Raw genomic sequence first — 15,775 nt, 5'->3', positions numbered from 1 at the left:
CGCCACAGGAGAAAACCTGCCTATACGTCAACTTTCGAATTGAGACCTATTGTACGCCGCCCTGCAATACCTAGCTAAAGTATGCGGAGGGAGAGAGCCGCAAACCACTAAGAAAACGGTCAGGCAACGCGCTGAAAGACTTCGGTGCGTCTCGGGTAAGCTGTGCCTGACCCATGAGGGATGGCCAAAAAACGCCATTACAGGAGAACACAATGGTCGAACTTGCACAGGGAACATGGGTTGTCATTGCCGACGGGGAAAAGGCGCTGTTCATGGAGAATATAACCGACGCCGAAGATCCCAATCTGGTCGTCGTATCCGTCGAGGAAAGCGATGGACCAAGGTCCAAGCCTTCCGACCGGGCCGGTCGTCGTTTTGACACGGCGCCACATCAGAAATCGGCCGTGGAAGAGAGCAAATGGAAAACCCACGCGAAATCCCTGTTCGTGCAGGATGTCGCCAACCTGTTGAACCGCAAGGGATTAAAGGGGGCCTATAAACGTCTGGTCCTGGTGGCCAGCCCGCATGTTCTGGGGTTGCTGCGTCGGCGGTTGCACAGCGAAGTGCTGGGAAAAGTGGTTGCCGAGGTTGATAAAACCCTGACCAATCACCCGCTGCACAAGGTTGAACAAGTGTTGCGACAGCGCCTTGCCCCTGCGACTTGAATTCGGTGAAATTAAACGGGCGGTTCTGACCGCCCGTTTTACCAGCCGCGTTAGTTCAGAACTTTCCTGAGCACTGACATTGCGGCGTTGGGGCCGTCGACCCATGTGATGAAGTCTGACAGCGACGCATCGGCAAAGCCTTGGCCGATGACCTGTTGCAACAACTCGTGCAGCGTATCCCAATACCCATCCACATTCATGACTAGAATGGGCTTTTCGTGCAGGCCCAACTGACGCCAAGTGAGCGCCTCGAACAACTCGTCCAGCGACCCGGGACCGCCGGGCAGGACGATGACTGCATCGGCGTTCATGATCATGACCTTCTTACGTTCGTGCATAGTCTCGGTGACCACGAAGCGGGTCAGGTCCGTTTTGCCGACTTCGCGTTGCAGAAGATGCACGGGGATGACGCCGAACGTGTCACCACCGGCGGCTTGCGCGGCCCGCGCGACCTCACCCATTAGCCCCACATCCCCGGCCCCGTAGACCAGTCGCCAGCCTTCTTCGGCCAAAAGGGTTCCGAAGTGTTGCGCCGCGCCGGAATAGGCCGGATTCGCGCCATTTCGTGACCCGCAATACACACAGACAGATTTCTGAGACATGGGATGGCTTCTCCGGGCTTGTATATGGTGTTTTGACCCGTGATAGCGGGATTGATAGATTGGCTCAACCGTCAGGCAGAATGTGTTATACTCAAAGCACTTGCGCTGCGGAGCGAAAGGAAAAGAATGGACTCCAATTCGGGAAGCGAAAGCTCCGGGACATTCACCTGGGGGGTGATCGCCGGCATCGTTGCATTGGTCGGGGCGGGCGGGTTGTACCTGTCCGGCGTCTTCGGGACGGGTCCTCAGGAAGCTTCACCGCAGCAAGACACCGCCGTCCAAACCACGGAAAAGGCCAGTTCGGTTTCCACCCCAGCTGAGGATCAGAGCACGGCAATTGAGGACCCGGAAACCGCTGATCCATCTGACTCCACGGTCGCACCAGCGACTGATACCGCCGAGGCCGACCCGGGTGTCGCGCCACCGACTCTGGACCAGATCTTTGTTGAGCCCGACGGCAATACCGTTCTTTCTGGCAATGCAGAGCCAGGCACGGATGTTCGTGTCTTGCTGGATGGTGAGCAAGTGCACAGCTTTACCGTCGACAACACCGGTCAGTTTGCCGAGTTCCTTTCGATCCCATTCTCAGACGATGCACGCGGGCTTACGCTGGAAACTGCGGGCGAGGATCAACCCGTTCGTTCCGACGACTATTTGATTGCAGCCTTGCCTGAACCGGAACCGACGACCGAGCAGATCGCTGCCGCCGAAACAGGTGACGCGGCGCCCACCAATGATGGATCGGCAGAGACGCAAAACACATCCTCGTCAGAGCCAACAGATGAAGCGACAACCACAGGTGATGTTGAAACGGCGGATGCAACTGCGGAACCGTCTGCGGATCAACCCCAGGAGACGGCACAAGAAACCACTGCAGAAGGCGATGAAAATCAACAAGTTGCCATTCTGCGTTCCGGCGAAGACGGGGTTGAGCTGGTTCAGTCTCCAACTGCCGAACCCAACGCCTCGGACGAGGTGGCTTTGGACACGATCGGCTATTCCGACGTTGGCGACGTAGAGCTTACCGGCCGGGTCCCAGACGGGTCTGCGGTTCGACTGTATCTGGACAACCAGCTTGTCGATGATCTGTCACCGGTTGATGATGGTAAATGGCGCAGCGAACTCGAGGGAATTGATCCCGGCATCTATACCTTGCGCGTCGATGAAATCGCCTCGGACGGCACCGTGGTCAGCCGGCTGGAAACGCCGTTCAAACGCGAACCGCTGGAAATACTGCGCGCGGCAGAGGCCAATGATGCGCCCGAGGGCGAACCAGATGCGCCCCCGATCCGGGCGGTCACCGTGCAGGAAGGCGACACGCTTTGGGCCATTTCGCGCGACCGGTTCGGCGATGGTATCCTTTACGTGAAATTGTTCGAGGCCAATCGCGACGCGATCCGCGATCCTGATTTGATATATCCCGGTCAGATATTCACCATCCCGGAATGAACTATTGCTGCTGGCCCTTGGTGGGCCAGCGGTCTATCTCTGACCGCAGATCAGGTACGTGATGAGACGAGCAGCGCCAATGACCTCAGCCGATACGCCCACGCCCGACGACCGCCGCTCTGGCTGGCGCACGATCCGGAAGGTTGCGCCTTATATGTGGCCCGAGGATGAGCCTTGGGTAAAACGACGCGTCGTTCTGGCCATGGGCATGCTGGTTCTGGCCAAGCTGATCGCCGTCTATACCCCTATCCTTTATAAAGGCGCGGTCGATGGGCTGGCGGGCGAGGGTGTTCCGCCACTGGCGTTGGGCGCTGTTGGCCTTACCGTGGCCTATGGCGTTGCGCGTATGATGACCGTTGGTTTCCAGCAGTTACGCGATGCGGCCTTTGCCCCGGTAGGGCAGCGGGCCTTGCGCGCACTGGCATTGGAGACCTTCCAGCACATCCACCAGCTGTCCATGCGCTACCACGTAACGCGCCGCACCGGGGGGCTGAGCCGGATCATCGAGCGTGGTGTGAAAGGTGTGGAATTCCTGCTGCGCTTTTTGCTGTTTTCCATCGGTCCGTTGATCCTGGAACTGCTGCTGGTCGCGATCATTCTGATGTGGCTGTTCGACGTCTGGTATCTGGTTGTCGTTGCTGTCACCATCGCGCTGTACATCTGGTTCACCTTTGCGGTGACCGAATGGCGGGTGAAACTGCGCCGCGAAATGAACGATCAGGATACCGAGGCCAACCAACGCGCCATCGACAGCCTGCTGAATTTCGAAACCGTCAAGTATTTCAATGCTGAATCGCGCGAGGCGGCACGGTACGACGTGTCGATGAAGGCCTATGCCGGGGCAGCGCTTAAGACGGCGTATTCGCTGGCCTTCCTGAATTTCGGTCAGTCCCTTCTGATCACTTGCGGGCTGATCGGCGTGATGGTTCTGGCGGCCATGGGGGTGCAGCAAGGGACGCTGACCGTCGGCGATTTCGTCATGGTCAACGCCTATATGATTCAGATTACTGTGCCGCTGAACTTCCTGGGCACCGTCTACCGGGAAATCCGCCAATCGCTGGTGGATATGGGGCAGATGTTCGACTTGCTGGAACAACCGACCGAGGTGCAGGACAAGCCCGGCGCGCCAGATCTGGTGGTCAGTGGTGGTGAGGTGACATTGGACAATGTGCGCTTTGGCTATGATGCGGACCGCGAGATCCTCAAAGGTGTATCGCTGACGGTACCTGCTGGCCAGACTGTTGCAATTGTCGGTGCCACAGGTTCGGGTAAATCAACGATAGGCCGCTTGCTGTTCCGGTTCTACGATGTCACTGGGGGCGCGTTGAAGATCGACGGGCAGGACGTGCGCGACGTGACCCTGAACAGCCTGCACGCGGCCATTGGCGTCGTGCCGCAGGACACGGTGCTGTTCAATGATACCATCCGGTACAACATCGCCTATGGCCGGGACGGGGCCACGCAGGAAGAAGTCGAAGCGGCTGCCAAAGCTGCGCAGATTCACGACTTTATCGTGACGTTGCCCGAAGGCTATGACACCACGGTTGGAGAGCGGGGCCTGAAGCTGTCGGGTGGCGAGAAACAACGAGTGGGCATAGCGCGCACCCTTCTGAAGAACCCGCCGATCCTGCTGTTGGATGAGGCGACTTCGGCGCTGGACACAGATACCGAACAGGACATCAAGGACGCATTGGCACGGGCTGGTGAGGGACGGACCGTGCTGACGATCGCGCACCGCCTTAGCACCATTGCCGAAGCGGACCGCATTGTCGTTCTGGAACGCGGAGAAATCCTTGAACAAGGCACCCATGACCAGCTTTTGAAGCGCGAGGGCCGTTACGCGCAGCTCTGGAGTCGCCAGCAAGCGGACGCGGCCTGATCCGTTCACCTGTGTAATTCCAGAGACCAGGTAGAACAGCACTGCAAAAATGCGTTCATTCCTCCAAGTTTAATTTGACGTTCATTTTCCTTGGTGACAAATCACCTAAAGTCACGGTGCCAGGTTCTTTGGCCGGACCTTAATCAAAGGAATATCTAATGAAAATGCGTGCAGCAGCAGCCTTGGCCGCAACTGTTCTTACGGCGACTTCGGCATTTGCCGAGGATCTTGAATTTCTGGTTGTAAATGATTCCAGCGCGGATCTGGTCGAGTTCAATGTCTCACCTGCATCTTCCGGCAGCTGGGAGGGGAACCTGCTGAGCGGTGGCTATGTCGCGCCCGACTACGAAATCGATGTTGTCATCGCGGATGGTCTGACCACATGTATCTACGATATTCGGGGGGCGTTCGACGATGGGTCGTCGGCGGAAGACTTCGGCCTGAATCTGTGTGATTTGGGTGAATATGTATTCACCGACTAAGTCATAGAAAAGAAAAATGGCGAACCCTGGGGTTCGCCATTTATGTTACTCAGCCGCCTTGAGGGGCGATGTTGGTGGGTGATCGGGACGCTCATCCTTGTCTGCATCCGGTGCAGGTGCGGCGGGTGTTTCATCACCCCAGACAACCTCGGTGGCCTGTACCTGACGGGCAGCGTGACCAACGGCCATATCCTGGGCGATTTGGCTGGAACGGCCTGCAGTGGCCCGAGCTATCGCCTTGGCCAGCCATACCGCATAGGTGGTGACCCACACCCGCAGGGCCAGGAACGATGGCGTCACGATCAGGGTCAGAACCGTTGCAATACCAAGCCCGAACACAACCGCCGTAGCCAGCTGTTTCCACCACAGCGCAGTTGGGCTGTCGATGGAATAGCCGCCATTGATGAAGTCCAGCGACAATCCGAACATCATCGGCGTCAGACCGGCCATCGTGGTCAAGGTGGTCAGTAGAACCGGCCGGATACGCGCTTCAGCCGTGCGGATGATCGCCTCGATCCGGGGCATATATCGGCTATATTCCTGATATGTATCGATCAGAACTATGTTGTTGTTCACCACAATCCCTGCCAAGGCCACAATCCCTGTACCGGTCATGATGATCGAGAACGGTTGCTGCATGACCATCATCCCGATCAGAACGCCGGTGGTCGAAAGCACAACGGCCAGCAGAACAAGCACCGAGTTGTAGAACGAGTTGAATTGCGCCAGCAGGATCACAAACATCAGGCCTAAAGCAGCCAGGAAAGCGCTGGACAGGAAAGCCTGGCTTTCTGCCTGATCTTCCTGATCGCCGGTCCATTCCCAACTGACGGTGCTGCCGAAGGGATTGGTTTCAAGCCACTCGGTCAGCACTGCAATGCGTTCGTTGGGATTGATCAGGCTAATCCGGGCGTCGCCGGATTCAATATCAGACCGCATGACGTCGACGTTTTCTGCGCCTGTAAGCGTCACCAGCTCATAGATATTGCCTGTCGGGGCGGTTAGCGTCGCGCCGGTAGGTTCGGATCCGTCGACAACCTCGCGCACGATTGCCAGCCGTTGCTCTGTGCCATTTTCATTGTCTACCACAACTTTGCTCAAGCCTGGCTCAACATCCGCTTTCACATCGTAATAGCGCTGCTGGTTGATCCGGTTGATCTCGGCCAGTTTGGCCACAGGCTTGCGGGTGACAAAGTTCGACAAAGGCACCAGCCCATCCGGCGTACGCACCTTGAGCGTATCCAATGTCGACAAAACCCGGTCTTCATCGGGCAGGCGAACGCGGATTTCGATTTCCTCGTCCACGCTGTCGGGGCGCATTTCGCCCAGCAGCAGCCCGCGCGTGACCAGCTGCACCATCGCGCCCACGGTTGCCACATCCGCGCCAAAACGACCCGCTTTGGCAACATCCACGTCGATTTGCCAGTCGATACCCGGCAAGGGCAGGGTGTCTTCGATCTTGATCAGGCCGGGCGTTTCATCGAACGTTTTACGGGCCGCAGCAGTGGCTGAGTTCAGTTCTTCCCAGCCATCCGCCTTGATGCGCAAATGAACGGGTTTGGCCGAGGCCGGACCCTGTTCCAGCGGTAGGATTTCCACGATGAAGCCCGGAATTTTCGCAAGTTCGGCGTTCAATTGATCGAGCACGAAGTCACCGTCATATTCCGGGGCAACCGTTTCACGGTCGATCAACCCGCCGAAGATCGGTTCGGACACGTTAGGCCGGTCTTCCCACGGGATGATTTCAAACTGGACGCGACCGACAGTGTCTGCCGGTGCTTGCGCACCTCCATTGTTTTGGTTCAGTCCGCCTTCCCCGGCAAAGGAAAACACGTTCACGACTGCGGGATGTGCGCTGATAATTTCTTCGGCCGCCAGTACCATTTGGTCCTTTTCGACCAGCGATATGTTGCCACGTGCACGAACATAGGCCGTGGCTTGCTCGGGTTCGCTTTCGACGAAGAACTCTACACCCCGATTGTTGTTCCCAAATGCGGTCATGACTGACATCACGGCGAAGCCAATGACGACAATCGAAACAATCGGCATGATTGGGTTGCCGACGAGGAACTTGATGACATAGCCAAAGGGTGTGTGTTCGCGTGCTGTATGCACATGCTGATCGGGTGCGCGTTCTATTTTGGCGGCACTCAACGTAACAGAACCGGCAAATGCTCCAAAAATGAACAGGAAGGCGCCAAGCAGAACTGCTCCGAATGCGCCTTCGGGTAACAGATAGGTCGGATTCAGCAGTTGCATCGCACCAAGGAAGATCAGGTACAGCGATGGCGGCACCATAACCGCACGAACCCACCACCGGGTGCGTGCGCGCAGCCAGTCGGATGTGCGGTCAAAAACCCGGCTCAGACGTCCCGAAACACCGCCCATGACAGGCAGATAGATCAGTGCAACGATCAACGAAGCGGACAAAACGAAGATCAGCGTGACAGGCAGCATGCCCATGAATTCACCCGGGACACCCGGCCAAAACAGCATCGGCAGGAAGGCGCACAATGTTGTGGCCGTGGATGACACGATAGGCCAGAACATACGCTGCGCAGCCTCGACATAGGCGTGCATCGGGCCGACGCCCTCTTTGATGCGCCGGTCAGCGTATTCCACGACAACAATGGCCCCGTCGACGAGCATACCCACCGCAAGGATCAGACCGAACATCACGATGTTCGAGATGCTGATGCCCATGACTGCCAGGAACGCAAAACACAGCAGGAATGAGGTCGGGATCGCAAAACCCACCAGCAATGCGGCGCGTGTGCCCAAAGAGGCCAGAACAACGATCATCACCAGTGCGATGGCCGTCAGAACCGAGCCTTCCAACTGGCTGACCATCGAGCCGACGATGCGGCTTTGGTCGTTCGAAGTGCCCAGCTGGATTGCGGCCTGCATCTCGGGCGGCCATTTGGCCTGCGCAGCGGCAATGGTTTGTTTCACACCCTCGACTGTGTCGATCAGGTTGTAGCCCTTGCGCTTGACCACCTGTAACGCGACGGTTTGTTCGCCGTTGAAACGGGCGGTGCCTTCGCGGTCCTCAAAGGTATAGTTGATCTGCGCCAATTCCCCCAGGGTGACGACCCGGTCGCCATTCACTTTGACCGGCAGGCCATAAACATCCTGCGCGGTTTTGAAGGAAGAGGGGATCTTGACCGAGAATGTGCCCTGTGCGGTTTCAACCTCACCGGCAGCAATCAACTGATTGTTGTTGCGCACCACATCGATAAGCTCGGCAGCGGTGACATTGTAGGCCTCAAGCCGAAGAGGGTCGATGATGACCTCAAGCAATTCGTCGCGGTTGCCCGCGATACCGGCTTCGAGCACCGAATCCATCGCCTCAAGGTCGTCCTGCAAAGCCTTCGCGACCCGCGCCATAGTGCGTTCGGGGACTGCACCTGTCAGGTTGACGATAACGATGGGGAACTCTGAGAAATTGATCTCGGTCAACGAGTATTGCTCGGCCCCGTCTGGGAATTCGGCTTGCGCGCTGTTCATCGCGTCGCGCACATCAGCCATGATCGCGGTCTTGTCCCAGCCGAAATCGAACTCCAGCGCGACGCCCGCATACCCTTCGGCGGCGGTCGAGGTCATCTCTTTCAGCCCATCAAGGTCCGCAAGCTCGGTCTCCATTGGTTTGACCAACAGATTTTCCGAATCCTCGGCTGAGATGCCCGGAAACTGAACCGAGACAAACAGGGCAGGGATTTCAATGTCTGGCTCGCCTTCTTTCGGCAGGCTGACATAGGCAAAGCCGCCAATCACCAATGAGATGGCGATGAAGGCCAGAACCATTCTGGCCCGGCCAGCGGCCCAACTGACGATTCCGGTCATTTCGAAGCTTCCCGATATGTGGGTTCAACTGTGACGCCGCGGGTTACGAACTCTTGCCCGATGACGATGATGTCCACAGTCTCCGGCAGGCCACCGACCCAAACGCCTTCGGCGGTATCACGCAGAAGAACGACGGGCTGGAAATCGACGACGTTGCTCTGGCCAATGGTGCGGACACCGAGTTGACCGTTATTGCTCAGGGTCAGTGCCGATTGCGGTAGGAAATGGGCTTTGGCTCCGGCGGCCGAAATGCGGATGTCGGCGGTTTGGCCGTCCCGAATGGCCAGTTCCGGGTTCGGAACAGTAATTTCGACCTCAAACGTACGGGTTGTTTCATCGGCCGAGCGGCTCAGGAATGTCACACGACCAGAAACCTGGAGGCCAGTGACCAACTGCGCCGTGGCTTCGGTTCCGACAATGATGCGGTTCACCTCGGTTTCCGGCACAAAACCCACCAGCTTGATCGGATCCAGTTGGATAACGGTCGCGCACAGCGCGCCGGGCTGCATCAAGCTGCCCAATTCGGCGGTATCGCTTTCCAGTAATCCTTTGAAGGGTGCAGTGATGGTCTGGCGGTCAATCTCGCGTTCCGCGGCTTTGACCTCGGCGGTTGCGGCTTCGATTCCGGCGCGGGTGGCCTCAAGACCGGCTTCGGCGGTCTTGATACCCGCCTCAGCGGTTCTCATAGAAGCCTCGCTTGAGATTCTGCGTGTCTCAGATCCAAACCCGGAGTCAGACAGTTTATTCGCAGCCGTCAGGTTGATCTCGGCCTCAGCGACGCGTGCATGCGCTTCTTCCAGGCGGGCTTCGGCTTCTGGAATGCGGCTTTGGGCTTCTAACTTGGCGGCCTTCGCTTCGGCCAAACTGGCGGGGCGGGTGCCTGGGTCAAGCTCGCACAGAAGATCGCCGGCTTCGACGAACGTGCCTTTGCGCTTGGGCTCTGAGATGACGGTCGATGTGGTTTCGGCCAGAACTTCGACCTGACGATTGGCCTTGGTCTGGCCCCGCAACAACACGGCGCTGTCAATTTCACGTGCAGTTGACCTTACGGCAACGACGCCAATCGTCGCCTGATCCACGTCCACGACTTCGCCAGATTCGCTGGCAACCTCAGGGCTGGCCTCGGCTTCCGCGCGCCCGGCGAAAGAGAACAGGCTGTCCCGTTCGAAAACCAAAAAAAACAAAACAACAATAACCAAAGCGGCGTTTACTAATGAAATCAATCGCATGCAGGACTACTCCCAGAATTCTGCGCCACATATTTTTTGCGGTCATGCTAGAAAGTGGGGACGATTATGTATCGTTTCCACACTAAACTGAATAGTTCGGTTTATTTTTTTCTACAAGAGGGCAGGCCACCGGCGGGATTGTAAAAAATCGGGCTCTTGGCTTGGCGATTGCGCCGGGGTATGACATGGCGCCATACACCAAGGATGCAGCCCCGGAGGGCAGGGATGAGCGACGTCGACAGTTTTATTGATGAGGTGACCGAAGAGGTGCGCCGGGACCGCCTGTTCTTGCTATTGCGCAGATGGGGTTGGGTCGGTGTGCTTGTGGTTGTCCTGATCGTGGGCGGTGCTGCATTCAATGAAGTCCGCAAGTCGCGCGCAACCAGTCAAGCGCAGGATTTAGGTGATTCAATCCTGGCGGCGCTGGCACAGAATCAGTCAGAAGACCGTGCAGCCAGCCTTGCCGCTGTCGAAACGCAATCGCCGGGTGGGGATGCGGTTCTTAACATGCTGTTGTCGGCCTCTCAGGTTGACGCCGGATCGGAGCAGGATGCGGTTACCAGCCTGAATGCCATTGCGTCCCAAGGGGATCTGCCGGAAATCTATCGCGCGATCGCGGCTTTCAAGGCGCTGCTGCTGCAGAGCGATACTCTGCCCGCGGCCGATCGCCGTCTTCAGTTCGAAGCGCTGGCCGCACCAGGTGCTCCGTTGCGGTTGCTGGCCGAAGAACAGTTGGCCCTGATCGATGTGTCCGAGGGCAATGTTGACGCGGCCATCACGCGGCTTCAGGCCTTACGTCAGGACGCAGAAGTTGGCGTGGATCAGCAACAGCGTGCGGCTCAGTTGATTGTAGCGCTGGGTGGCGAACCAGAGCCGTTGATCGCCCGGCAGGGCTGATCCGGTGGCGGCAGGAAAACTTACAGGCGAGTTCGGAACATCATGGTAGCAAGTCTATTCTCCCGTATTGGATTGCCGATGGCAGCCCTTTCATTGACCCTGGTCGCCGCCTGCCGGGAACCCGAGGTAATCTTGCCGGGACCGCGAGAAGATATCCGGCCCGCTTCCGATACCGAAACGGTGGAAACCCGCGGCTCAAAATCGATCAGCCTTCCGGCGCAAAGAGCCAACGCGAGCTGGCCGCAAAGCCCGGGCACGGCCGCGTTCCGGACGACCAATGCACAGTTGCGCGCAACGCCGCAGCGCATCTGGTCCGCATCAATCGGTCAAGGTGACTCGCGTAAGCAACGGATCACGGCTGATCCCGTTGTTGCGGGCGGTTTGATCTATACGCTTGATGCCGGCGCAACGGTGTCTGCAGTGTCGCCGCAAGGGCAGGTTGTTTGGAACACCGATCTTATTCCGCCAAGTGATGGCGACTCGGATGCCACGGGTGGTGGCATGGCGTACGACAACGGTGTGCTTTACGTGTCGTCCGGTTATGGCCGCCTGACAGCACTGAATGCCAAGACTGGTGCAGTTCGTTGGCAGAAAAGGCTGAATGCGACCGGTAGCGGCGCGCCTTTGGTCAGTAACGGGCTGCTGTATCTGGTGGCCGGTGACGAAACCGGTTGGGCAGTCAACACCAAGGACGGCCGCATTGCCTGGCAAATTCAGGGCACCCCAAGCGTTGGAAACGTTCTGGGTGCGCCGGCGCCAGTGATTGCATCAGATTTTTCCGTGTTCGCCTTTGGCTCGGGTGATGTTGCAGCGACGTTCCGTCGGGGGGGTATTCGCCGCTGGAACGCGTCAGTGGCCGGGGGACGTCGCGGACGTGCGGCGGCGCAGATCGTCGATGTAACTGGTGGACCAATGGTTGCGGGCGATAAGATCTATATCGGCAACCATTCCGGGCGCACAGTCGCGTTTGACGCCAATTCCGGCGAACGGATATGGACCGCAGACGAAGGGGCCGTCGATACCGTCTGGGCCGCTGGCAACAGTATTTTCCTGATCAGCGACCGCAGCCAACTGGTGCGGCTGGACGCTGCGACCGGAGCGATTGTCTGGGCGCAGGACCTGCCGGGTTTTGTTAAGGATAAGCCGGGACGCCGCGGTCCGGTCTACGCGCATTATGGTCCGATCATGGCGGGTGGGCGCATCGTCATCGCCTCGAATGACGGCTATGTTCGGTTCTTCAGCCCTGTTGACGGAGCACTGGTGAACCGTGTCGAAGTGCCGGGTGGCGCGACCACGGCACCGGTTGTGGCGGGTCAAACACTGTACGTCGTGTCGACCAAAGGTGATTTGCACGCTTTCCGTTGACGGCAAGATGCGCTAAAGGGCGCGTCTGAGTCTTGAAAGTTGAGTATCATGTCGCTGACCCTCGCCATCGTGGGGCGCCCGAATGTGGGCAAATCCACCCTGTTCAATCGCCTTGTGGGCAAACGTCTGGCTTTGGTCGATGACCAGCCCGGCGTGACGCGCGATTTGCGCGAAGGCCAAGGGCGTTTGGGGGATCTGCGCTTTACCGTGATCGACACTGCGGGGCTTGAAGACGCAACCGACGACAGCCTTGAGGGTCGCATGCGCCGCCTGACCGAGCGTGCGGTGGACATGGCAGATGTCTGTCTGTTCATGCTTGACGCGCGCGTCGGGGTCACGCCAACCGATGAGATGTTTGCCGAGATTCTGCGCAAACGTTCCAAACACGTGATCCTTGCGGCCAACAAGGCCGAAGGAAACGCGGCGGATGCGGGTGTGCTTGAAGCCTATAACCTTGGTCTGGGTGAGCCGGTGCGCCTGTCGGGCGAGCATGGCGAGGGGATGACCGATCTTTATTCCCAGCTTATGCCATTGGCCGATGCCGCCGAAGAACAGGCGGTCGTGGATGCGCCGGAAACCGATATCGAACTGGATGAGGACGGTGAGGGCGAGACGCCAATGATCACCGCCGAAAAGCCTTTGCAGGTGGCAGTTGTTGGCCGCCCGAATGCCGGCAAATCCACATTGATCAATAAGATCATTGGGGAAGACCGCCTGCTGACCGGGCCAGAGGCTGGTATTACGCGCGATGCCATCAGTCTGCGGATCGATTGGGCCGACCCGGACGGGGACAGCACGCCGATGCGTATCTTTGATACGGCCGGTATGCGTAAAAAAGCCAAAGTTCAGGAAAAGCTTGAAAAGCTTTCAGTCTCGGATGGCCTGCGCGCCGTAAAATTTGCCGAAGTGGTGGTGGTTCTGCTGGACGCTGCCATCCCTTTCGAACAGCAGGATCTGCGTATTGCCGATCTGGCCGAGCGCGAGGGTCGTGCCGTTGTTGTCGCCATCAACAAATGGGACATCGAAGAAGATAAACAGGAAAAGCTGCGGGATCTGAAAGAGTCGTTCGAACGTTTGCTACCGCAATTGCGTGGCGCACCGCTGGTGACGGTCTCGGCAAAGACAGGCCGGGGTCTGGAACGGTTGCGTGCCGCGATTCTGCGGGCTCATGACATTTGGAACCGCCGTGTGCCGACGGCCGCGTTGAACCGCTGGCTGACAGCCATGTTGGAGCAGCACCCGCCGCCAGCCCCGCAGGGTCGTCGGATCAAGCTGCGGTATATGACTCAGGTCAAAACCCGCCCGCCGGGCTTTGTCGTCATGTGTTCGCACCCTGACAAGATGCCAGCCAGTTACACCCGGTATCTGGTCAACGGTCTGCGCGAATCTTTTGACATGCCCGGTACTCCGATCCGCCTGACTTTGCGCGGACAGGGGGACAAGAACCCGTACAAGGGACGCCGTAAGAAAAACGCGGGCGCCTTGGCCAAACATCTCAAAGGTCGCGCGTAACTGCGCTAATTTTCAGCATTTTCGGCTGAAGGGCGTGACAGCCCCATTTCCCCGCGCTAGCATTCACTGGCGTGCATCTGTTTTTGTGTGCGCGTAATTTCACGCGGAGCTTCCGCACCAGTTTTTGACAACCATTGGACCTGACCAACGTGAGGAGCGGCTGGATGGATCTGAGGGAATACACTCGGCAATACGCGGTTCAGGATAACAGATTGGCCGCGCTGAGCTATTTTGGAACCTTCGCGATGTACTTCACATCGCTGGCGCTGGCGATCATCTATGTGGATCGCTGGTATGTCATGATCCCGGCCGGGGTCGTCTTTGCCTTTTCGGCGGTGCGCCTGTACGTGCTTCAGCACGATTGCGGGCATCATTCGCTGTTTGAGACACGTCGCCAAAACGAGTGGGCGGGCCACGGGCTTTCGCCGTTCACCTTTGCTCCGTTCGAGGTGATGAAACAGAATCACAACTTGCACCATGCCGGAATCGGCAATCTCGAGCACCGTGAGACGGGCGAAATCCACACAATGACCGTACGGGAATGGAACAAGGCGGATTGGAAAGCGCGCCTGTATTACAGGCTCTACCGAAATCCCTTCATCCTGGTTCCGGCCGGGGCTCTGTTCACGTATTTCGTCCGCTATCGGTGGCCCAAAAACACGATTCGGTTTGGCGTGAAGGGGGTATTGCTCCACAACTTGTCGATCATCGTCTTTCTTGGCCTTCTTTACCTGATAGCTGGCGCCACGGGTATTCTGGTCTGGTTGGTGTTTTCGCTTTTGGGCGGGATGCTGGGTGTGTTTTTGGTCTATCTGCAGCACAATTTCGAAGACACATACTGGGACCGTCGTCCGGATCTGGACCCGCAACTAGCGGCGCTTCAGGGATCATCGGCGCTGGATTTCGGGTGGTGGTTCGACAATGCGGTTGCGTGCATCACGCTGCACGACATCCATCATTTCAATGCGCGCATTCCGTCTTATCGGCTGCGTGCATGCCACTATAACCTACCGCCCGAATTCACGCCCCGCCGGATCAAATTCCCCGAGGCTGTTGCCGCTTTAAACCTGAAACTGTGGGACGAAGACGCCAAGCGGCTTGTTCCGTTTCCCGGAAAGGATCAATCCGGTAACCTCGCACACAGTAGCTGACACAAATGACCTGCATCCCTGGGCACTGGCTTGTGAGAACGTGTATCTGGTATACATAAGATAACGCAGGGAAAATCGGAAAGGACAAAGAATGACCGCAGTGACCGCAATAAAAGGCGTTGGAGAGGGGCTAGGAAAGTCACTTACAGCCAACGGCTTCAAAACCGCTGAAGCCGTTGCCAAGGCAAGCCCCGCTGCACTGGTCAAAGTTCCTCGTATCGGCAAAGCCCGCGCAGCCGTCTTGATTGCCGCCGCGAAAGAGGCGATTGCAGAGAAACCGCCAGCCGCCAAACCCGCCGCGGCGAAACCAGCCGCCAAACGCCCTGCGGCGAAAACAAGTACGCGCCGCGCGCCTGCCAAAAAGCCTGCAGCGCGCCGAACAGCGCCCCGCAAAACGATCGCTGCCGCCGCTGCCGAGAAGCGGGCGGAAGAGGCTGCGCGCAAAGCGGCTGAGGAAAAGGCCGCAGCCGAACTGGCAGAAGCCAAGGCAAAAAAGAAGGCCAAGGCCAAAGCCAAGGCTGAAAAGGCCGCTAAAAAGCTTCAGGAGATGGAAGCCGTCTTCTCGAAAGCCAAGGACAAGGTGAAGGCCAAGACGAAGAAGGATAAGAAGAAAGATAAAAAGAAAAAGGCCGACAAGACGGACAAGAAGAAAGATAAGAAAAAAGACAAGAAGAAGGATAAGAAAAAGGCGAAGAAGTAAG

12 protein-coding genes are annotated in these 15,775 nt (G+C 57.8%); 9 read left to right on the top strand and 3 right to left on the bottom strand.

The window, feature by feature from the left end; all coding sequences use genetic code 11:
* Positions 1–212 precede the first annotated feature (212 nt).
* Positions 213–665, top strand: coding sequence for a baeRF12 domain-containing protein (locus tag AC2FIS_RS16225; RefSeq protein ID WP_496774376.1), 453 nt, complete (start codon positions 213–215; stop codon positions 663–665).
* A 50-nt stretch (positions 666–715) separates the two neighbouring features.
* Here AC2FIS_RS16225 and AC2FIS_RS16220 read toward each other — a convergent pair whose 3' ends face one another.
* A complete protein-coding gene (locus tag AC2FIS_RS16220) occupies positions 716–1,267 on the bottom strand; it encodes an LOG family protein (RefSeq protein ID WP_496774374.1) in 552 nt (183 codons plus the stop codon).
* Between the two features lie 126 nt (positions 1,268–1,393).
* Between AC2FIS_RS16220 and AC2FIS_RS16215 the strand changes: the two genes are divergently transcribed.
* The 3 genes from AC2FIS_RS16215 to AC2FIS_RS16205 all read left to right on the top strand — a co-directional run bounded on the left by AC2FIS_RS16215 (position 1,394) and on the right by AC2FIS_RS16205 (position 5,077).
* Entirely contained in the window at positions 1,394–2,716 is a 1,323-nt protein-coding gene (locus AC2FIS_RS16215) for a LysM peptidoglycan-binding domain-containing protein (RefSeq protein ID WP_496774372.1), read from the top strand.
* Between the two features lie 79 nt (positions 2,717–2,795).
* Positions 2,796–4,595 (top strand): ABCB family ABC transporter ATP-binding protein/permease, encoded by a 1,800-nt coding sequence (locus AC2FIS_RS16210; protein ID WP_496774371.1) that lies wholly within the window; start codon positions 2,796–2,798, stop codon positions 4,593–4,595.
* 158 nt (positions 4,596–4,753) lie between these two features.
* Positions 4,754–5,077 (top strand): hypothetical protein, encoded by a 324-nt coding sequence (locus tag AC2FIS_RS16205; RefSeq protein WP_496774369.1) that lies wholly within the window; start codon positions 4,754–4,756, stop codon positions 5,075–5,077.
* 45 nt (positions 5,078–5,122) lie between these two features.
* Here the strand turns inward: AC2FIS_RS16205 and AC2FIS_RS16200 are convergent, their stop codons facing one another.
* A complete protein-coding gene (locus AC2FIS_RS16200; RefSeq protein ID WP_496774368.1) occupies positions 5,123–8,920 on the bottom strand; it encodes an efflux RND transporter permease subunit in 3,798 nt (1,265 codons plus the stop codon).
* Positions 8,917–10,149: an efflux RND transporter periplasmic adaptor subunit gene (locus AC2FIS_RS16195; protein ID WP_496774367.1), complete on the bottom strand. Its 1,233-nt coding sequence runs from the start codon at positions 10,147–10,149 to the stop codon at positions 8,917–8,919. Before AC2FIS_RS16195 ends, AC2FIS_RS16200 begins: the two co-directional genes overlap by 4 nt.
* 225 nt (positions 10,150–10,374) lie before the next feature.
* Here AC2FIS_RS16195 and AC2FIS_RS16190 point away from each other — a divergent pair, with 225 nt between their 5' ends.
* The 5 genes from AC2FIS_RS16190 to AC2FIS_RS16170 all read left to right on the top strand — a co-directional run bounded on the left by AC2FIS_RS16190 (position 10,375) and on the right by AC2FIS_RS16170 (position 15,774).
* A complete protein-coding gene (locus AC2FIS_RS16190) occupies positions 10,375–11,046 on the top strand; it encodes a hypothetical protein (protein ID WP_496774366.1) in 672 nt (223 codons plus the stop codon).
* Positions 11,047–11,088: 42 nt separating this feature from the next.
* Entirely contained in the window at positions 11,089–12,411 is a 1,323-nt protein-coding gene (locus tag AC2FIS_RS16185; protein ID WP_496774364.1) for an outer membrane protein assembly factor BamB family protein, read from the top strand.
* Between the two features lie 48 nt (positions 12,412–12,459).
* Positions 12,460–13,923 (top strand): ribosome biogenesis GTPase Der, encoded by a 1,464-nt coding sequence (gene der, locus AC2FIS_RS16180; RefSeq protein ID WP_282120415.1) that lies wholly within the window; start codon positions 12,460–12,462, stop codon positions 13,921–13,923.
* A 164-nt stretch (positions 13,924–14,087) separates the two neighbouring features.
* Positions 14,088–15,074 carry a fatty acid desaturase gene (locus AC2FIS_RS16175; protein WP_496774362.1) on the top strand — a complete coding sequence of 329 codons (987 nt, stop codon included), beginning with the start codon at positions 14,088–14,090 and terminating at the stop codon, positions 15,072–15,074.
* 91 nt (positions 15,075–15,165) lie between these two features.
* Entirely contained in the window at positions 15,166–15,774 is a 609-nt protein-coding gene (locus AC2FIS_RS16170; protein WP_496774361.1) for a helix-hairpin-helix domain-containing protein, read from the top strand.
* Position 15,775 lies beyond the last annotated feature (1 nt).

The organism is Ruegeria sp. CDSB113 (genome assembly GCF_059611045.1).
Note: the sequence above shows the minus strand (reverse complement) of the source record. Positions and strands in the feature narration are given on the sequence as shown.